This window comes from Burkholderia sp. Ap-955, from assembly GCF_011753045.1.
GTDB classification, from domain to species: domain Bacteria; phylum Pseudomonadota; class Gammaproteobacteria; order Burkholderiales; family Burkholderiaceae; genus Burkholderia; species Burkholderia lata_D.
Genome location: NZ_VWWH01000024.1, coordinates 20,971 through 40,709 on the forward strand (window position 1 = coordinate 20,971; position 19,739 = coordinate 40,709).

Annotated in this window: 9 protein-coding genes and 1 tRNA gene; 5 read left to right on the forward strand and 5 right to left on the reverse strand. The window is 62.7% G+C overall.

Features of this window, described 5'->3' with window-relative positions; all coding sequences use genetic code 11:
* Window positions 1–31: 31 nt before the first annotated feature.
* Both F3J15_RS15700 and F3J15_RS15705 read left to right on the forward strand, forming a co-directional pair.
* A complete protein-coding gene (locus F3J15_RS15700) occupies window positions 32–559 on the forward strand; it encodes a ClpXP protease specificity-enhancing factor (RefSeq protein ID WP_069246975.1) in 528 nt (175 codons plus the stop codon).
* Window positions 560–577: 18 nt separating this feature from the next.
* Window positions 578–653: transfer RNA gene (locus tag F3J15_RS15705), tRNA-Thr, on the forward strand.
* 205 nt (window positions 654–858) lie between these two features.
* Here the strand turns inward: F3J15_RS15705 and F3J15_RS15710 are convergent.
* The 4 genes from F3J15_RS15710 to F3J15_RS37770 all read right to left on the reverse strand — a co-directional run bounded on the left by F3J15_RS15710 (window position 859) and on the right by F3J15_RS37770 (window position 10,227).
* Window positions 859–1,560: a hypothetical protein gene (locus F3J15_RS15710; RefSeq protein WP_166892304.1), complete on the reverse strand. Its 702-nt coding sequence runs from the start codon at window positions 1,558–1,560 to the stop codon at window positions 859–861.
* A gap of 16 nt (window positions 1,561–1,576) precedes the next feature.
* Window positions 1,577–6,256 (reverse strand): RHS repeat-associated core domain-containing protein, encoded by a 4,680-nt coding sequence (locus tag F3J15_RS15715; RefSeq protein WP_166892307.1) that lies wholly within the window; start codon window positions 6,254–6,256, stop codon window positions 1,577–1,579.
* Between the two features lie 38 nt (window positions 6,257–6,294).
* Complete coding sequence (locus F3J15_RS15720; protein WP_166892395.1) at window positions 6,295–9,375, reverse strand: type VI secretion system Vgr family protein; 3,081 nt, start codon at window positions 9,373–9,375, stop codon at window positions 6,295–6,297.
* 522 nt (window positions 9,376–9,897) lie between these two features.
* On the reverse strand, window positions 9,898–10,227 hold the full coding sequence (locus F3J15_RS37770; RefSeq protein ID WP_240158821.1) for a hypothetical protein: 330 nt from the start codon (window positions 10,225–10,227) through the stop codon (window positions 9,898–9,900).
* A gap of 266 nt (window positions 10,228–10,493) precedes the next feature.
* On the opposite strand from F3J15_RS37770, the gene F3J15_RS15730 reads away from it, so the two are divergent.
* Entirely contained in the window at window positions 10,494–10,697 is a 204-nt protein-coding gene (locus F3J15_RS15730; protein WP_011350748.1) for a hypothetical protein, read from the forward strand.
* A gap of 59 nt (window positions 10,698–10,756) precedes the next feature.
* Here the strand turns inward: F3J15_RS15730 and F3J15_RS15735 are convergent, their stop codons facing one another.
* Window positions 10,757–11,557 (reverse strand): transporter substrate-binding domain-containing protein, encoded by an 801-nt coding sequence (locus tag F3J15_RS15735; protein ID WP_166892310.1) that lies wholly within the window; start codon window positions 11,555–11,557, stop codon window positions 10,757–10,759.
* 326 nt (window positions 11,558–11,883) lie between these two features.
* On the opposite strand from F3J15_RS15735, the gene tssI reads away from it, so the two are divergent.
* Together tssI and F3J15_RS15745 are read left to right on the forward strand one after the other, a co-directional pair.
* Window positions 11,884–15,063 (forward strand): type VI secretion system Vgr family protein, encoded by a 3,180-nt coding sequence (gene tssI / locus F3J15_RS15740; protein ID WP_166892313.1) that lies wholly within the window; start codon window positions 11,884–11,886, stop codon window positions 15,061–15,063.
* A 37-nt stretch (window positions 15,064–15,100) separates the two neighbouring features.
* Window positions 15,101–19,738 carry an RHS repeat-associated core domain-containing protein gene (locus tag F3J15_RS15745; protein ID WP_166892316.1) on the forward strand — a complete coding sequence of 1,546 codons (4,638 nt, stop codon included), beginning with the start codon at window positions 15,101–15,103 and terminating at the stop codon, window positions 19,736–19,738.
* Window position 19,739 lies beyond the last annotated feature (1 nt).

The window sequence follows — 19,739 nt, forward strand, 5'->3', positions numbered from 1 at the left end:
CCGCGCCCCCGCTCCGGGTTCGAGGATTGTGATGCAAGAGATTTCAACGAAGCCTTATCTGCTGCGCGCGTTGTACGAGTGGTGCACCGATAACGGTTACACGCCGCATATCGCGGTGAGGGTCGACAACTCGACGCGCGTACCGCGTCAGTTCGTGCGTGACGGCGAGATCGTGCTCAACATCAGCTTCGAGGCGACGAGCCAGTTGCAGATGGGCAACGAGTGGATCGAGTTCACGGCCCGGTTCTCCGGGAAGGCGCACAAGATCGAGATTCCGGTTGCCAACGTGCTCGCGATCTATGCGCGCGAGAACGGGCAGGGCATGGCGTTCCAGGTCGATGCGGTCGCGGGCGAAGGCGCGGATTCGGGTGCGTTCGACGAAGATGCTGCACCGACGGATGATGCGCAACGCGACGAGTCGCCTGCTGGGTTGACGCCGGTTGCCGACAGCGGCGCGAACGAGGAACCCTCCGAAGGCGCCGACGAGCCGCCGAAAACCGACGGTGATGGCGACGGTTCAAAAGGTGGCAGCAGACCTCGCCTCAAGATCGTGAAATGAGGTAGAATCTCGCGCTACGCCGGCTTAGCTCATCTGGTAGAGCAGTTGATTTGTAATCATCAGGTGGCGGGTTCGAGTCCTGCAGCCGGCACCATATTGAACGAAGGGCCGGGAGGTTTTCCTCCCGGCCCTTTGTCGTTTCTGTCCCGCAAGGCGACAAACCCGACGCGGGTCGCGTGGCATACCCGCTTCCACCGCATCGCATGTTCCGACGCAAGCATGCGGAATCTCTTTCACGACTCCGTGCCGTAGGATTTCCGGTCGGGACGACGGTGTCGCCTGTCAGGAGCGGTGTATCGCTAAGCGATGTCGTTGCGACGAAGCCAGTCTTTCAGGCAGTGCTTGCATACCGACTTCCCGCTTTCGAGCAGGTGGAGGCTGCGCTCGCCCGATTCCATTCGATAGATGCCAGTAGCAAGATCGATATCCGGTCCCAGCACACGAAGAAGGAAGGCTTCGTCGAACCAGAATTTGTTTTCTGCTTTCGGTGAAGTCACGACTACATTGATTAGCCGACCGTGCGGCACCGCATCACGCCGATCGATCAACGCTGCCATGGCTGGCGATGTGCGCGAACCGACCGCAATCCCGTGGATGTCACATTTGACTAGCGGACCGTCCAACGTCGCATTGTCTGCGACGATCGCCGTGTCGAACGCGCGTGATACGGGCGTCGGCGAGTGCGGTTGTTCGCCCGAACGTACGAGCAGTTCGTCCAGGCAATCCGGGCAAACATGCTCGCATGCCCGGTCGAGCAACGCGAACTTTCGCAGCTCGGTGACATGCGCGACGCCGTCGACATGGTTGGCGGTTACCGCATGCTCGTCCAGATCCGCGCGCGTCATCCATACGACGTGGCTGCGCTTGGGCCGATCCAGCGATACCCGCACCAATTCATCGGGCTCGAATCGTCCGCGCTCGCGAATTCGGTCGCCGATGCGCTTCGCCGCTACGGTGAATGGGCGCACGCCGTGCCTGGCGCACAACGTTGGAGACATCATCTGTCGTTACCTCCGGTTACCTTACACGTGGGCCGACGCCATGTCGGTTGAGGAATGCCCATGCACGCTTGCCTTTCGCCGGAACGTCGGCTCCCCCGGCGTTGAGCACGTCCATCACGTGCGTCATGCAGCTGTTGTTGGACACGTCGTAGGCACCGTCTGGTTCAGCCCGAGTGGCGCGCACCTTGTCGCGCTGATATTTCTGTGCGGCACCGACGTCCGGGATGTCGAAGGTCGCGCTGTTGATCGGTTCGGCGGACGTGGTACTACTGACGCGTGCGATCCAGGTTTCGTCGCCCGAGGTCTTCTGTTCGGTATGCATGCTGCCGGTACCGGCGATGGTCTTGACGGTGTAATGCCCGGTCGCATCCTCGAGGGGGTTGGACCAGTAGATCACGCATTTGCCTCTCGCCAGCCCGAGCGGGTCGATGTAGGCGACGGGATTGGGCGCGTACTGGTACGTATTCACACCGCCGTGCAGTGCGATCGGGTCTTCGCTGATGAAGCGCCCGAGCTGCGGATCATAGTACCGGAGGCGATTGTAGTGCAGCCCAGTTTCGTCGTCGAACTGCTGGCCCTGGAATCGCAGCGGGTTGCGGGGCGTCGCACCGGCAGCCCGTGATGCGCGCGCAATGACTTCCTGTGCATGGCCCCAGGCTCGATAGGAAGCCTCCCATACCACTTCGCCGGCTTCGTCCGTGAGCATCAACGGCGTGCCGATCTGGTCGCAGTGATAGTAAAACACGCTGGCGTCGCCTTCACGGCGAGGATGACGCTGCAGCGCGTCGCTTTCCGGCGCGTATCGATTGGTCTCGTCGTGCGTCGGCGTGGGCATGCCGATGCTCGAGCCTGAGAGGAACTGGACGAGTGGCACCGACGTCCCCGGTTCGTATACGTAGTGCGTGCTGCGATTGCCGTCGGTCTCGTAGGCGAGCTGGTCGCCTTCCCAGCCGAATATGATGCGTTCGCCGTCGACTTCCTTCGCGATCCGGCGCCCGAGCGCGTCGTAGTAGTAACGCGCGTGGCTCTGACGGTTCTGCGTCGAGATGCGGGCCGCCGTCAGGCGGCCGAACGCGTCCCATTCATAGTGCCGTTCACCGCTCGGTGAGCGGGCATGAACGAGGTTGCCGCGTGGGTCGTACGCGAAGCGTGTGCCGGCGTACTCGGTCAGCAGGTTGCCCAGCGCACGCGGTACGTTCGCCGGTAGCGTGTTGTCCGGCCGTACGGGGCTGGCACCTGGCGACGGGCGGGACGTGGCCGACTGATCCGGATTGGCGAAATTTCCGGCCGCGTCGAACGCGAAGCGCTCCGAACCGGCCGGGCCGGATGATTCGACAAGGCGTCCGGCCGGATCGTAACGATAGCCGATGATGCCCTTGAGGCTGTCCTCGATCTCGACCGCCTGCCCCGCGGCGTCGTAGCGATAGCTGCGGGCGGCGAACGGGGCCGGTGCCTGGTTGCGCTGCACCGATCGTCGGGCCAGTCGGCCGGCCGGATCAAATGCCGTGAATTGACTGACGCGGCTCGACAGCGTGCGTACCGTTTCGCGATGCAGGTCGTCGCGCTCGAACTGCAAGTGCTCCTTGCCGTCGAGCAGCATCCCGTGTACGTGTCCCGAACCATAGGTGAGCCAGTCGATCGAATGACCGTCCGGGCGAATGGTCCGCACGCGGTTGCCCAGCTCGTCATATTCGTGATGCCACACGTAACTGCGCGCTTCGCCGAACAACGTGTACGCATGGTGCTCGCGAACCAGATTGCCGACCGGATCAAAGAAGCGCTGCACGCGGCTATGGCGGTTGGTTGCGTCGATCCATCTGCCGCTCGCATCGAAGACGAAGCGCTCGGAATCGTCGCCGGCCGCGCGGGCATTCGGCCGGCCGGCGCGATCGTGTTCGAGCGTCACGACTTGCCCGGCATCGTCGATAGACTGCAGCAGGCCGTCCGTTTCTCCGTACGTGTAACGGATCGTTCGTCCGTCGAATCCCGTTTCCCGAACGATCCGGCCCAGCGCGTCGTACTCGAAACCGTACGTTGCGGATTGCGCGTTGACGACGGCAGTGACGTGCCCCAGTCCGTCATAGCGGTACGTAGTCGCGTGCCCCAATGGATCGGTCCGACGTACGATCCGGCCCGCGGCGTCATAGTCGAAACGAGTCTCGTTGTTCAGGGGATCGACATGAGCAAGCAACCGTCCTTCGGCGTCGTAGCTGACGCGCTCGATTCCCGCTGGCGTCCTGATCTCGATCGGTCGGCCGTTTTCGCCATAAGCAAATGTCGTCACGGCGCCTGACGCATCCTGCTCGGAGGCCAGCCGTCCGTCGGCATCGTAGGTCAACGCGGTGGATTTGCCGGAACAGTCCGTCCGAGACGTCAGGCGACCCGCGGCGTCGTAGGTGAGCGAAACGACGCCGCCCTTCGCATCCTTGATTGCCGTGACGTTGCCTTGCCCGTCGTAGCTGTATTCGGTTCGGTGACCGAGCGGATCGATGCGAGCGGCGACCTGTCCGGCCGCATCGTGCTCCTGTTTCCAGACATGGCCGTGCGGATCGGTTACGCCGACGAGACGCGTGTCGTCGTCATAGGTCATGGCGATCGTGCTGCCGTCCGCCCGCACGTGCTCGACGAGATTGCCGCGTGCGTCGTAACGCATGTGCTCGACGCTGCCGTCGCGATGGATGTATTGCGTCAGGTTGTCATGCTCGTCGCGATACAGCCATTCCTCGCTGCCGTCGGGGTGAATGACCCGGAACGTGTAGCCCTTGATGTCGTAGTAATGGCGCGACACGTTGCCGAGCGCATCGGTGACGGACACCATCCGGAAGTCGGGGTGCCAGGCAAGCGAGACCGCGTGACTTCCGTCGTCCGCCCGCTCGCGGATGCATTTCGCCTTGGGTCCCGATCCGTCCCATTCGAGATGCATGCCGCGTCCGGTTCGATCCGTATAGTACGTGACCAGATGATTGGCGTAGCGATACGAGCGGGTATTGCCATAGCGATCGGCGGCCGCGACGAGGTCGCCTTCCCGGTCGTACGTGTACGTCGCCAGCGTGCCCAGTCGCACGCCGTCTGCGTCGTGGTGGACGATCTCCACGATGCGGCCGTGTGCGTCATGCCGGAATGCGACGAGGGCATGCGGCGCAATGATTCGGGACAGGCGTCCCGGTGCATCGTAGTCGAGGGTGAGTTGATTGCCGGTCAGGTCCTTGACGAATGCGAGTCGGAACCTGTCGCCGTGCCTTTCGTACACTTCGACGAGTTCGGGGCCGCGCGTGAGTGTCAGCCATTGGTCGTCGACGCGAAGCAGGGTGAGGCTTTCGGCGAGGTCGTCCTTCGCCTCACCCGGGGCCAGCAGCGGGTAATCGAGACTCCGGCCGTCGGCGCCGTGGTAGACGAGCTTCGTGGCGTGAATGTCGAAGCGCGATGTGTAGGGCGTGATCCAGCGCGCACCGAGTTCGCCCCGATCGTCGTAGGCGTCGAAGAAAGACCGGTAGGTCCGTTGCCAGGTGATCGATAACGGGCCATCGAGCACGAAATCGTCATGCTCGATCCGTTCATCGCCGAGCGCGAATCCAATCGAGCCCACGCTGCGCTCTCGTGTCGTCGGCACGGGGCACCCGCGCTTGCAGTCGCCGGCACCGGGATGCTCCGCCGGTGCCGAGTGATTCATGACTTCGTTGCGGGCTTGCGGTCGCTGTGCCACGACACGGGCCTGTCCGCGGGACGGGATGCCCGTCATGTGCTTCTTCGGATTGACCTGACGCCAGCGCATGACGCCCTGTTCGCCGACCTCGATCAACCAGCCGATCTTGCCGATCTCGTTGCCGTCGAGGCTGCGAACATACTTCATCGTGGCCGGGATTTTTGCCCGCAGATCGTTCGAGATCTTCAGCAGATCCTTGCTGGCGGCCGGATCGATGAATTTGGCGGTTTTGGTCGCGACGTTGGCGACGCCCTTTACTTCGATCTTCGCGAAGTCGATGATGAACTGGCCTGCACCATGGAACACCTTCTTCGCGTCGTACGACGTGAATCCGGCCTTGATGTCCTTTGCGTGGCGCTCGGCTGCTCGCAGGTTCCCGTCCACCTCGAAGCCTTTTTCGCCGGCGGCCTGAGCGAAGAGATCGGCAAAAGCGGTCATCAATTTGCCGATGTATTCCGCGCATTTGTGGAGCAGATCCGAGAGCCCCGCTTTCAGGTGCTTGATGAAGTTTTCGATCTCGCCGGCGAAGCGTTCGTTCAGGCTCGTCGCAATCGCGCCGATTACGGCGTCCCGCAACATGTACGCGGATGATTCGAGCACGGCCTTGCCGCTTTTCGCGACTTCCTGGCGAATGATCTTCAGCAGCGGCCGGGCGGCAACCCGTATTTCCGCGGTGCCGGGTGGCAACGGCACGACGCCGATCAGATCCAGTCCGAGATTGGTCCAGTCGAATACGTCGACAGGTTTGCTGCCATGCTCGATCATCGCCTTGATATCGAGCACGACGTCGACCGCGGCAAAGATGTTGGCAAGAATCGGTATGCCGGATGCCACCATCTTGAGGCGTTCGGCATTGACCAGTCCGCCACTGATGTTGACCAGCCATGCATCGATCACCTTGATCGATGCATCGACGTCAATGGGTTGGATTCTGTTGAGCGGCGACACGAAAACGTCGGTCGGCTTGGGAAGAAGGGCGCCCGAATCGGCCATGATGTATTTTTTTCCGAAGGAGTTGGACGAGACGGTGCTTACGTCAGTTTGAGCGCGGGGGCTGCATTGCGCGCCGTCTGCGCCAGACTGCTGAGCTGCCGGGCGGTTGCCGTGAGCCGGCTCGCCTGTGACAACGCGGCTTGCGCGGCGGCCGGCAGCTGCCCGACGATGGCCTGCTGCGCGATGCCGGAGGCCTGACCGGCGATGGCGCTGGCCAGGGTGGGGGCGCCTTGCATGGCCTGGCTGGCGAATCCTGCCAATGGGCCGGCGGCGTTCGCTACGCCCGCTGCATTCGTCAACGCGCCGGCACCGGCTGCACTTGCTGCCGCGGGCAGCAAGCCGCCCAGCTGATCTTTGGCAATCGTCGCATCGGCGGCGCCGTTCTGCTGCGGCTGCGCTGGCCAGCGTTCGACGGGGAAGAGGCTGGCGTCCTGGTCCTGATCGCGTGGATCATGACCGAACTTCACTTGAGCTGCACCGGCTGGTAGTCCACTCACGATCATATGACCGCTGTTGTCGAGCGCGCCGCTCCTGAGCAAGCCGCCGCTTGCATCGAATACGGAGAACGTGCCGCCTTTCACTGGCTGGCCGTTGGCGTAACGATGCAGCAACTCCAACTGCCCCGGCTGATCCGGCCGCGGGCTCGGCAGCGGATACCCCATGCTTGCCGGCCCCGCGAACGTATGCGATGCACCCTTGATATCGATCTTCCCGGGTGCATGAACCTCGACGTTGCCATCCTTGATCCGGATATAGGCGCCACCGCTCGTCAGCAGAATCCCCTGATCGGCTGCGATCTCGATCTGCCCCGTCGCCGACACCACCTTCACCGCCTTCTGCGCGGTCACCTCGATATTGTCCGACTGCGCCTGGATCTCCACCTTGCCCTTGCCCGCGAACAGCTTCATCCCCGCGTTCTGCACGAACAGGCTCAGCTTCTGCCCGATGCTCCCGATCAGCGACTTGCCCGCCGCAACGTGCACGCTCTGCCCACTCGCCACGTTCACGTGATCGTTCGCGACCACATGCACCGACTGCTGCGTCGACATCCCGATCCCCGACGGGCTGCCGAACAGCATCACCGGCTCCTTGAACGCGTTCGCGTTACCCGTGCCGCCGCCTGCCGTGCGTCCGCCGGACGCGCTGCCCGATGCGCTGTCCTGCGTCGCATCCGTGAACGCGCGCATCGTGTCCTGCGCGTCCTTCAGGCTTTCCGCCTGATGCTGCTCGCTCACGCCCGACATCGCCTCGACGAGGCTCTCGCCCGTCACGAGCTGCTGCTGCGCCTCCTTCACGTCGAGCGGCTGGCTGTTCGCCGCCTTCGGGTGCGTCGTCACGTACAGGCCCTGGCTTGCCCGCACCGCGCCATACGCATCCGAGCGCAGGTCGAAGCCGCTGCCGAGATACGACCCGCGCGAGTTGCCGCTCTGGTCGATGATGTAGCCCAGATGCAGCAGGCTGTTCGCGCTGCTGCTCATCAGCTGCACGCGGTTCTGCCCGGTCGCGTCGTCCATCACGAGTTGGTTGTAGCCGCTGCCGGAATACTCCTTCGACCGATACCCGGACAGGATCCCGTCGGTATGCCATTGCGGCTGGTTCGCGCCGTTGTACACGCGACCGACCGCGAGCGGCCGGTCGCAGTCGCCGCCGACGTAGTCGATCAGCACTTCCTCGCCGATACGCGGCACGTGCACGCCGCCGTAGCCGCCGCCCGTATCCGACTGCACGACGCGCACCCAGCACGACGCGTTCTCGTTGCCCGGATTCAACCGGTCCCACACGAACTGCACGCGGATCCGGTTCAACTCGTCGGTATAGACTTCCTCACCCTGCGGCCCGACGACGATCGCCGTCTCGAGGTGCATCTCCGGCTTGTGATGCTCGAACGGGCTGCGATACGGCACGCTCACACGTTGCGCTTCGACTTCGACGAGATAGAAACCGGCCGAATCGTCATCGTGCGACGGGGTGGTCGGCGTGTTGCCCGACCGATTCGTCCGCGCCTTGTCGATGTCGCGGTGCAGACTGTGCGGAAAGTCCTGCATGCGATTGGCAGGCAGGTTGTTTTCGATCCACCACGTCACCGAAATCGTCGCGAATTCGCGTTGGTCCGCCGGGTCGCGATCATGCACGGGATGACCCGACAGCACGAAACGCCGCCCTGCATCGATGGCCCGTGCGCCGCCGACGCCGTGGAACCGTTTGGCGCGCGATTCCCATTCTTCCATGCGGATGTGGGAAAGCCGGTCGCCATGCTGTTGTTGCTGGAAGGTGTACGCGCCGGTGTACTCGTAGATCTCGAGCTGATCGGGCAGTTCGCCCTGTCCGCCCATCGTCGGCAGCGACGTGCCCTTCGGATTCGACGGCTGCGAAGGATTCTTGTAGTCGAACGTGCGTGTCGTGTGTGTGACGCTTTGCAGGGTGCGTGTACCCGACCATTGCGTCAACCCGTCTGCTTCGATGCGGGTTCCGCCTCGGTAAAATGGAACCGTCGTTGGCGACAGCTCCGGACATGCTGCCAGCCTGTCGGTGATCACGAACGTGTGCGATTGTCCGTCGTCGGCCTGTTCCCAGTAACCGAACAGGCCTTCGCTCTCAAGCAGGCGGTGCACGAAATGCCAGTCAGTTTCGCTCTGCCGGGTGTACGACCGGTTCGGCAGTGTTTGCGACAGTGCGAACCGAAAACGGCCGCGCGCTTCCGAGTGTTGGTTCAGCACGTCGGATACGATGTCGTCGGCCGTCTTATCGATCCAGATCTTCTGATCGCGGCGGAATTTCAGCACGTGCATCCATGCTTGCAGCGTGATCTGATACGTCGTCAGCCCGCCATCCACGCCCAGCTGGCGTGCCGTGTAGACATAGCCATGGATGGGGCGATACTGCCCGTTTACCTGCGAAAGCCAGAGTGTGACGGGTTGCGCGATGAGCTTTTTCAGCTCGATGGCGTTGTCGGGCGATACCACGTCGAGCGTGAAAGCATAGTCGCGACCGATTGTCGATCGGCCGACGGCCCGGAGTACCGTCAGCGCGTTTGCACCAAGCGGTGTATCAAGCTTCAACAGCCGGTCCTGCTGAATCAGGCCGCCACGTAGCGCGGCAGCAAGGTTCTGCACGTTCATCGTAAGCCTTTCGTTATATTTGCAGCGCTCTCGGATAGCGTCTGAGGAATGCCCGCGCGATTTTACATCGGTTGCCGTGAGGTGCTTTAGCGAAATGCTGGCGCTGCTCCGGCCTGAGTTTTCTCGGACCACGGCATGCAACACACGATGGCACGTGCAACATCCCCATCGAACCGGATAGTCATCTCGTATCGGTGTCGAGATATGTGTCGACGGATCTCTGCAAGGGCTTGTTATGCCGAGAGCGTAGCGTTTCACCGAACATCTTCCCCCATCGCCGCACCGCACTTCTTCGCGAGACTGTCCGAATCGAGGCACATCTCCCCATCGGCACGTGCCCTATAGATCGGCTTCATCGTGTAGCGGGTACCGCCGGGCTTGTCGCCGGTCGCGGGGACAAGGACCGTCGTCACATTCGATACCTCTATTTGCCACGTCGCGCTGATGGGCGTGCCGTAGCGCACCGTCGAGGACTCCGTGAGCAGGCGGAAATCGTGTTACCCGGCAGCAAGCAAACATCCATCACATCTGCCTGAACAACCCTGCATACGCACGACTGACCGGCAGCATCTCCTGCTGCCCGTGCACGCGAATCCGCAACCGCCCAAGCAGATCGCGCTCGACACGAATCACGATCACGCCACCGTCGATCGTATGGGGCGTGCTCGTCGGGATGACGCTCGGGCGCGCGGTGCACGTGGTCGTGCGCTGCATGCGCCATGCGAACGGATCGAAGCATGGGAGTTTCCCGTATTCGGTCGATTCGCGATGAAGGGGTGCGAAACGGCCGGCGAGCGGGCAACTGACGGCCTGACGGGCGACACGGCCCGTCTTCGCCAATCGTGGGGGCATCGAACCGAAAGCGGTGTGTGACGCGCCCCGTTTTCCTGTCACGGTCGCGTCATGGTGCGCCCATAACGTTGCACGTTCCCGTCGCGGCGGCACCGCCGGACCGGGAACGTGCGCAACCCGCTCGCGACGACGTGCCCGCGTCGCAGGTGGGGGCCGACCGGGATCTCGCTCCCGGCGGCGCAGCGGTCATGCATCGCGCCATTTCATTCGAAAATACGATCGACGACGGTTCGAACCGGACTGCGGACGATCAGGAGACAGGGACCATGCTGAGTCCGCATGAATTCTCGATGCTGTTGCGCGTCGCGCGTGCGCCGGACAGCGTCGATCCGTCGAATCCGGCCTTCGCCGTGCTGGTCGAGAAGCGGCTGGTCGACGATACGCAGGTACGCATGAATGCCGTGGCCGCGCGCCCGGCGCTGACACCGATCGGCCAGATGCTGCTGGCGCGCTTCGACGAAGCGGCTTGAGGGAAGGCGTCACGCCTTCATCGAGACGAAGGGCGTGACGCGTTGAAGCACCGGGCCGCTTACTGTGCGACCGGCACGGTCACGTCGCTGCCGAACCAGTGCGTCGAGATCTTCTTCAGCGTGCCGTCCTTGCGCAGCGAATCGAGCGCGTCGTTGATCGCTTTCTCGAACTTCGGATTGCCCTTGCGGAACGGGATCGCCATTTCCTGCTTGCCGCCGTTCAGCACCGCGCCCGCGCGCAGCGGCAGGTTCGACGTCTTGATCATGTACGGCAGCATCAGGCGATCGTCGAGCGTCGCCTCGATCCGGCCGGCGGCGAGGTCGCGCAGCTTTTCCGGCGCACCCGGATACGTCTGCACCTCGATGCCCGGCACGGTGCGTGCCATCTGGTCGTAGTTGGTGCCGAGCGTCACGCCGAGCTTCTTGCCCTTGAAGTCGTCGAGCGACTTGAAGTTGCGCGTGTCGTCCTTGCGCTGGATCAGCTGGGCGGCCGAATACGTGTACGGCTCGCTGAAGTCGAGCACTTCCTTGCGCTGCGGCGTGATCGTGACCTGATTGACGATCACGTCGAACTTGCCGGCCTGCAGGCCCGCGATGATGCCGCTCCATTCGGTCGGGATGAACTGCGTCTTCACGCCGAGCTTGCCGGCGACCGCGTTCGCGATGTCGACGTCGAAACCCTCCAGTTGCCCCGACGTGCCGCGCGAGTTGAACGGCGGATACGTGCCTTCGAGGCCGACGCGCAGCACGCCGGCTTTCTTCACTGAATCGAGCAGGTCGTCCGCGTGCGCGGAGACGGCCGTAAAGCCGAGGGCCGACGCGAGCAGCAGGCCCGACAGCAGGAACTTCGAACGTTTCATCGCAGATCTCCAGTGGTCAGCGTGGTGTGAGGTGAGCGCCGGCGCCGGGTGGGCGCGGCGGGCCGCAAGACGGGCACGTAGACACTACTCGCAACCGGGCTGCGCCGGAAGTCGAATTGGCCCTGATTGAAAGCGATTTCATGAACGGGTCACGGCTGGCGGTCGACCGGTGAAACCGGTGTGTAGAGCGTTCGATCGCACTCGAAAAAATGCATTTTCAAATCAACCCATTTTTCTATTTGTGCAAGATTTTGTCTGTAAAATCGCGCCAGCGAAGTTCAGTGCTCGCGCCATCCGAGGGCGCGTCAAAAGAAAAAAGGCCGTTCATGAACATGCAGAATTCAATCGCCGCCCTGCGCGGCGGATTGCTTCAGCAGGACCGGTTGCTGAAGCTCGATACGCCATTGGGGCCCAACGTCCTGACCGTTCAGCGGGCAGTCGGCCGCTCGCGTATCGGGCGCGCATATGAGTTCACGCTCGATGTGCTGTCGACCGATGGCGATCTGGAACTTAAAAAACTGATCGCACAGCCCGTCACGTTGTGGATCCAGCAAGGCGATCTCCGTTACCGGCCGATCAACGGGTACGTGCATACCGCGCGCCGGCTCGGTGCCGACGGCGGGCTCACGACCTATCAGCTCGCGTTCGCCGATTTCACCCACTTCCTGAAGTTTCGTCGCGATCAGCGGCTCTGGAACGACACGACCGTCGACCAGATCATCAGCGACGTGCTGAACCAGCATCCCCAGGCGCAGGGCCATTTTCGCTTCGCGCTGACCAAGCCGCTGCCGAACCGCTCGTACACGCGACAGCACGATACCGACTGGCATTTCGTGCATCGGCTGATGGAGAACGAAGGGCTCTACAGCGCATGGCAGCAGGCTGACGACGGCAAGTCGCATACGCTCGTAATCACAGACAACCTGCAGGCCTTCGCGCCGCTGTCGCCGGAAACCGTGCGGTTTTATCGCAGCGGCACGGTCAGCGAAGCCGACGCGTTCACGCAATGGTCGGGCACGCGCACGCTGCAGAGCGTTACGCGATCGACGCGGACATTCGACTACAAGAATCCTTCGCAGCCGTCGAACCCGAAAGGCACGTCGTTGCCGACGATGGGCGGTCAGGGCGAGTTGCCGGATCAACTCGAAGTCTACGAGTACACAGGCGCTTACACGTATCTCGACCAGACGCGCGGCGACCATCTGACGAAGGTCAAGATGGAGGAGTGGGAGTCGCGGGCGAAGCGTTTCCATGCCGCGGGCGGGGTGCGCGCGATCGACGCCGGCCGGCGCTTCACGCTGGCCGATCATCCCGCGCATGACCGTGATCCGGCCGATCAGCGCGAGTTCGCCGCGATCGAGGTGGCGTGGTGGATCGAGAACAACCTGCCCGTCGCGAGCGATGCCGCGGACTTTCCATACAGTCTGCGCGAAGCGTTGGCGCAGGTGCAGGATGGCCACGGCGCCGATCCCGCGTTTCGCGTGCCGCACCATGACGGTTCGGTCGGCTTCTATCTCGCCGAAGTCGAAGCGCAACGTGTGAGCGTGCCGTATCGCAGCCCGTTCGAGCATCCCAAGCCGGAGATGCACCTCGAGACGGCGATCGTCGTCGGGCCGCAGGGTGAGGAAGTCTATACCGACGAGTTGAACCGGATCCGCGTGCAGTTCGTGTGGGACCGGTTGAATCCGGGCAACGAGAACGCGTCGTGCTGGGTGCGCGTCGTGCAGTCGGATACGGGCGGCGGCTACGGCGGCGTGCACGTGCCGCGTATCGGCGAGGAAGTGCTGATCGACTACGTCGGCGGCGACTGCGACCGACCGCTCGCGGTCGGTCGCGTGTACAACGGCGCGAACCAGCCGCAGTGGCATACCGACGGGATCCTGTCCGGGTATCGCTCGAAGGAGTATTCGGGCAGCGGCTACAACCAGCTCGTGATGGACGACGCGACCGGGCAGAACCGCGTGCAGCTGATGAGCAGCAGCGCGAACAGCCTGCTGCATCTCGGCTACATCATCGACCAGAGCGGCAATTCGCGCGGGTCGTATCTCGGCAGCGGCTTCGACCTGCGCTCGGATGCGTATGGCGCGGTGCGGGCGAGCCAGGGCCTGTACGTGACGACGCATCCGAAGGCGGCGAACAGCCAGCCGCTCGACGTGAAGGAAGCGCAGCAGCAGCTCGTGACGGGCGAAAGCCTCGTCGAGGCGATGTCGGGTGTGAGCGAGCAGCATCAGGCTGAAAGCATGAAGGACGCGCAGGACACGATGCGCGCGTTCACGGATGCGACGCAGGACAGCGCATCGGGCAGCGCGTCGGGCGGGCGCACGGCAGGCGGTGGCACGGGTAACGCAAACGCGTTCAAGGAGCCGGTGATGCTGTTCGGCAGCCCGTCGGGGATCGGGATGTCGACGCAGCAGTCGGTGCATGTGGTCGCGAACGATCACGTGAATGTGGCGAGCGGGCAGAGCGTGCACGTCGCGGCGGGCAAGTCGCTGATCGGGAGCATCGGGCAGAAGCTGAGCCTGTTCGTGCAGAACGCGGGGATGAAGCTGTTCGCGGGCAAGGGCAAGGTGGAGATCCAGGCGCAGTCGGACAATATCGAGGTGACCGCGCAGAAGGCGGTGAAGGTGGTGTCGGCGACGGGGCAGATCGAGATCGCAGCCGATCAGGGGATTCTGCTGACGAGCGGTGGCGGATATATCCGCATTCAAGGCGGGAACATCGAGATTCATACGCCGGGTGCGGTGGACGTGAAGGGTGCGTCGCATACCTTTGCGGGGCCGGCGAGCATGGGGTATCCGTTGCCGAGTCCACGGTCGGATCAGCCGGGGCAGTTGGAGTTGTTGCATACGTACGGGAACGGCCAACCGGTGAAGGGCGGTTTGTTCTCGGTGTTCGATGCGAATGGCGGGCTGTTGAAGAAAGGAGCGCTCGACAACAACGGGCACATGATCGTGAGCGGCCTGCCACCGGGGGCGGTGCAGGTGAAGTTCGGGGAGGATCCCCGCTCGCAGGATCAGCAGTCGAGCCGTTTCGACGTGGCGTCATGGCCGGCCAATCCGGCGCCGGCGGCAGGCGCCGCGGAAACCGCGCAGGCGCAGCTCGGCTCGTTTCTGCCGGCGGCAGGTGGTGCCGCCGGCGCGCTGACGGGCCTGGCCGGTGCGGCGACGCAGGGTGGCGCGGCGCTGGCGAAGGCCGCCGTTGGTCAAGGCATGGGCATGGCGCAGCAAGCGGTAGGCGGCATGTTGCCGGCGGGTGCGTCGAATGCACTGGGTGCGGCGAAAACGGTCGCGGGATTGGCGAGCTCGGCGTCGCAGGGCGGAGCCGCGTTGGCGAAGGCGGTGGCAGGCCAGGGCCTCGGTGTCGCGCAGCAGGCTGCGGCCAATATGCTGCCGGCGGGGGCGCAGGCGGCGCTGTCGCAAGCGGGCCAGTTGAGTGCCGCCGCTCAGCAGGTCAGCGGTCTCGCGCAGACGGCGCGCAGCGCCGCAGCCGTGCTGAAAATGAGCTGAGCGTCGCCCCTTTTACCTATTCGAGAACAGAAAAATCATGACCGCTGCGGGCGTCCTTCAACCCAAACCTACCGATGTGTTCGTGTCTCCGATCATGAAGATCACGGAGGCCGATGTACAAGCCGGCATCGATTCATTCGACAAGTGGCTGATCAAGGTCAGCGGCGGCGTCGTCAACGTCGGCCGGCTGAAGACGGTCGCGGAGAACGTGCCGGTCCTGGCCAATATCTTTGCGGCAGTCGATGCGGTGCTCGATATCAAGGCGATGATCGAGCATGGCGACAAACCGATCGACATGTTCGACTGGGTCAACCTCGGTCTCGATCTGATCGGGGTCGTGCCGCTGCCGCCGGCTACCGCCGAGCTTCGGCTCGGCGCGCGGCCGGTGTTGAAGCTGATTCGACAGAAGGTCGTCGAGAGCGGCAAGGCAGCGGGGGAGGCTGCCATGCTGGCGCTGCGCGATTCGATCATCTCGGCGATGGTGGCGAACGTGCAGGAGCGTTACGCGGGCGAGATCGAGAAATTCCTGAAGGTGATACGTGACGGGCTGAAGGAGCTGCTCGACCACTGCGCCAAATTCATCGGCGATCTGATGAAGGCGATCGCCGACGTGTTCGCACACGCGGCGGGGAAGAAGTACGAAGTGGGGCACAACGTGAAGTCGGCCGGGTCGCATCTGAAGGGTGTCGGGGCGGCTATCGTTGCGTATGACGGCAGGAGGATCCTCGACAATTTAGGTGGATTCCTCTCGGATATTCGCAAGGTCGAGGGGAAGATCGCTATCAACACGGTGACCTCGGCCGCTGATTTGATCGACCCGAATTCGACGAAGAAGCTGCAGCTCTTCGCTGAAGATATCTACAAGCGGATTCCGACGGTCCAGAAGTGCATTCGCGAGCTCGATGGGAACGACGCGGGCAAGATCGGGTGGATCATCACGATCGGTGAAGACGGCATGCGGAGCTGGCGCAAGCGCAATCCGAAGCCGCAGACGACGGGGATTCAGGAACACAAGACGGCGAAGGTCAATGAGACGCGTGCGCAGCATCGAATTGACGAGGTTCAAAAAACCACTGAAGCGCATCATCCGGGGCCGAATTGCTGCCTTACTCATAGCCCGGTGAAGACGCCACCTGTCGCCACCCCGCGATCAATCGGATTCGCGCTCGGCGACGAGCAAATCAATCACGAAGATTTCACGATCGACGGGCCGTTGCCCATTGCCTGGCAGCGTACCTATCGATCGTTCTTCGACGCGAACGACGAGCATGGCGAACTGGGCGCACGCTGGATTACGCCATATACGACTCGTTTCGATATTGCTGCGGAAAAGCTCGTCTATCACGACGCCGCTGGACGAAGTATCGAATACCCGCTGCTCCGCGTCGGAAGTGCGCACGATGATCTTTCCGAGGGGCAAACGTTGTTGCGGCTGGACGAGCAGTGGCTGACGGTGACGCGCGGGCATGTGCTGCTCGAGGCGTACGAACGGCACGGCAACGTGTTCCGTCTCGCATTCGTCAAGGACCGTGCCGGCAATCAGGTGACGCTCGACTACGATGCGGAAGGGCGGTTGCATCGCCTGATTGCACCGCACGTTCAGGTTGCACTCCGACATGACGTGCGTGGGCGGATCGTAGGCGTTACTCATCATGATGCGCAGGGCGAATACATCGGCACACTTGCGAGCTACGAGTACGACGACCAGAACGATCTGATCGGGGCGACGGACCGCTACGGTAATCGCCGCGAATACCGTTATCGACACCACCTCGTGACGCGATATACCGATCGCACCGGCCGAGGTGTGAACCTCGAGTGGAACGGTGACGGGCCGAAGGCAAAATGCTTCCGCGAATACGCCGACGACGGCAGCGACGAGGTTCGCCTCGCGTGGCATCCGGACTTCCGGATGGTCAGCGTGACCGACGCGCTTGGCAATGTCACGCATCACTATTACGACAGCAAGGGTTATTCGTTCCGTGTGATTCATCCGGACGGTAGCGAAGAGTGGATGTACCGGGACGCGAACGACAAACTCGTTCAGTACGTCCATCGTGACGGTACCGTCGAGCGCATGGAATACGATGCGCGCGGCAACTTCGTCCGCCATCAACGTACCGACGGCAGCGTGGTCGAGATGGCGTATGACCAGAAGGACCAGCTCGTCCGCGTGACCGATCCGCTTGGGCACCCGTGGCTGCGTGAATATGACGATGCGGGGAACATGGTTGCGGAGGTCGATCCGCTCGGCCACAAGACCGAGTATGCGTACGACGAGCGAGGGCTGCTTACCCGGATCAAGGATGCCAAGGGGGGCGCAAAAGCGCTGAAGTATGACAACGTCGGCCAGTTGATCAGCTATACCGACTGCTCGGGCAAGACATCGCAGTGGGCGTATGACGCCCAGGGTCGCCTCTCGGAAGCGAAAGATGCAGAGGGTGGGGTAACGGCATACCGTTATGGCGCGAATGGCCAGTTGATCGAAGTCGTGTCGCCGGCGGGGCGCGAGCAGTTGAGCTACGACGCGGAAGGGCGTCTGCTGACCCATATTGATCCGCTGAACCGCAACACGCGTTACGGCTACGACGCGAGCGGGCGTATCAATATCCGCACCGATGCGTTGGGGCAATCGCTGTCGTATCGCTATGACCGGCTCGGGCGGATCGTCGGGCTGACCGACCAGAATCACGCGAATTACACGTTCCGCTATGACGTAGCAGGCCGATTGATCGAGGAGATCGATTTCGACGGGAAGGCCACGCGCTATTCGTATGACGAGGCGAGCAGCCGTCTCGAGTCGGTCGACGAGGCGGGACAAGTCATGACGATGTCCCACGATCGCGGTGGACGGCTTGATGGCCGTTCGGTCGGCGAAGAGGCGGAGCGTTTCGCCTACGATCCGCTGGGACGATTGATCGAGGCCAGCAATGGATATAGCCGCGTTCAACGGTTCTTCGACCCGGTCGGCAATCTGGTGCGCGAGCATCACGCTTACGACCTGTTCGGCGCGAGCCGGAGTTTCGTGTGGCATCACCAGTACGACGAAATCGGCAACCGCATCAGAACGGTCCGGCCGGACGGCCATGCTGTCGACTGGCTCACGTACGGCTCGGGACATGTTCACGGGCTGATGCTGGACGGCAAGGAACTCGTTCAGATCGAGCGGGACGATCTGCATCGCGAGACATTACGTACCCTGCCGAGCAAGATCGATCAACACACGGCATACGATCGCGCAGGCAGGTTGGCGCAGCGCACGGTACAGCGTGCGAATGCACCCGCGCCGCTGGCAGAGCGCCGGTATCGCTACGACGCGGCCGGCCAGCTCGTGCAGATTGAAGATAATCGCAGAGGGTTGACGGACTATCGTTACGATCCGGTCGGACGGTTGCTGGAGTCGATTGGTCCGGCGGGCAAGGAGCGGTTCGCGTTCGATCCGGCGAGCAACATCATCGACCCCGCACGTGTTGAGCCGCCTCGCACGGAGAGTCGGCCGAGTCCGGTACGTGCTACGGAGAGCACGTTCCCCGCGGAAGTGCCCAAGGTGTTGGGCAACTTGTTGAAGCAATACGCGGGGGAGCATTTCGCGTACGACGCGCGCGGCAATCTCGTTCATCGCAGATCGCCAGCGGGTGAGCAGCGTTACGAGTGGAACGCGTTCAATCGGATGACCGCAGCGACGGTTGACGAGGTCGCTCGCAGGAGCGAGTCGCGGTACTACTACGATGCGCTGGGCCGTCGGATTGCGAAAGAGGTGAATGGCGAGCGCACGGTGTTCGGGTGGGATGGCGATACGCTGGCGTATGAGAGCGGGGAGCAGGGCAGCACGCATTACCTTTACGAAGCGGGTTCGTTCGTGCCGATGGTGCAATACGTAAGTGCATCGGTAGACGGGTTCGAGACGCCGTCACGCCGTGAGACCGATCGCTATGTACCGGAAGACGATCCGTTGCAACGGTTGCCGGAGCGGGTTGGTGAGGCGCACGCGTTCTATTACCATTGTGACCAGATCGGCACACCGCAATTGCTGACGGATGACGAAGGCGATGTGGTGTGGGAGGCGTCGTATAAGGCGTGGGGGGAGGCGCGGGAGGTGATCGCGCGGGCGTCGAAGGCGGCGGGGATTACTCCTAGAAGTCCACTGCGGTTCCAGGGGCAGCAATATGATGACGAAACGGGGCTGCACTATAACCGATATCGGTATTACGATCCGAGTAGCGGGCGGTTCGTCAGCAAGGATCCCATCGGGCTCGCCGGTGGCCTGAATCGATGGCAGTACGCGCCCAATTCTGTGAATTGGATTGATCCGCTAGGGTTGGCTCGTTTCGGATCAGGGAAAGGGACGCATACGGCTCAAGTTACCGTTCGCAGTGCGGAGGGCTCCCAAAGGCACTGTGGTGTATTTCAAAGCGGTAACATGACGCCAGAGGAAAAGGCTTTAGGATTTCCGCAGAATACTCTTGCTACCCATACTGAGGCGCGTGCGGTTTCGCAAGTTCCGCTAGCGCCTGGAGATCATATGATCATTGACGGACAGTACCCACCATGTACATCTTGCAAGGGCAAGATGAACGCACGTGCTTTGCAGTCAGGTGCGACGATCCAATATAACTGGCAAGAAGACGGGCAGCAAAAGACGTGGATGGCCAATCCTTCCAAGGGGTGCAAATAGA

Coding starts and splice junctions, on each gene's coding strand:
- F3J15_RS15735 (WP_166892310.1), bottom strand. CDS start 11,557: ATGAAACGTTCGAAGTTCCTGCTGTCGGGCCTGCTGCTCGCGTCGGCC.
- F3J15_RS15745 (WP_166892316.1), top strand. CDS start 15,101: ATGACCGCTGCGGGCGTCCTTCAACCCAAACCTACCGATGTGTTCGTG.
- F3J15_RS15720 (WP_166892395.1), bottom strand. CDS start 9,375: ATGAACGTGCAGAACCTTGCTGCCGCGCTACGTGGCGGCCTGATTCAG.
- F3J15_RS15730 (WP_011350748.1), top strand. CDS start 10,494: ATGCTGAGTCCGCATGAATTCTCGATGCTGTTGCGCGTCGCGCGTGCG.
- F3J15_RS37770 (WP_240158821.1), bottom strand. CDS start 10,227: ATGCCCCCACGATTGGCGAAGACGGGCCGTGTCGCCCGTCAGGCCGTC.
- F3J15_RS15715 (WP_166892307.1), bottom strand. CDS start 6,256: ATGGCCGATTCGGGCGCCCTTCTTCCCAAGCCGACCGACGTTTTCGTG.
- F3J15_RS15710 (WP_166892304.1), bottom strand. CDS start 1,560: ATGATGTCTCCAACGTTGTGCGCCAGGCACGGCGTGCGCCCATTCACC.
- F3J15_RS15700 (WP_069246975.1), top strand. CDS start 32: ATGCAAGAGATTTCAACGAAGCCTTATCTGCTGCGCGCGTTGTACGAG.
- tssI (WP_166892313.1), top strand. CDS start 11,884: ATGAACATGCAGAATTCAATCGCCGCCCTGCGCGGCGGATTGCTTCAG.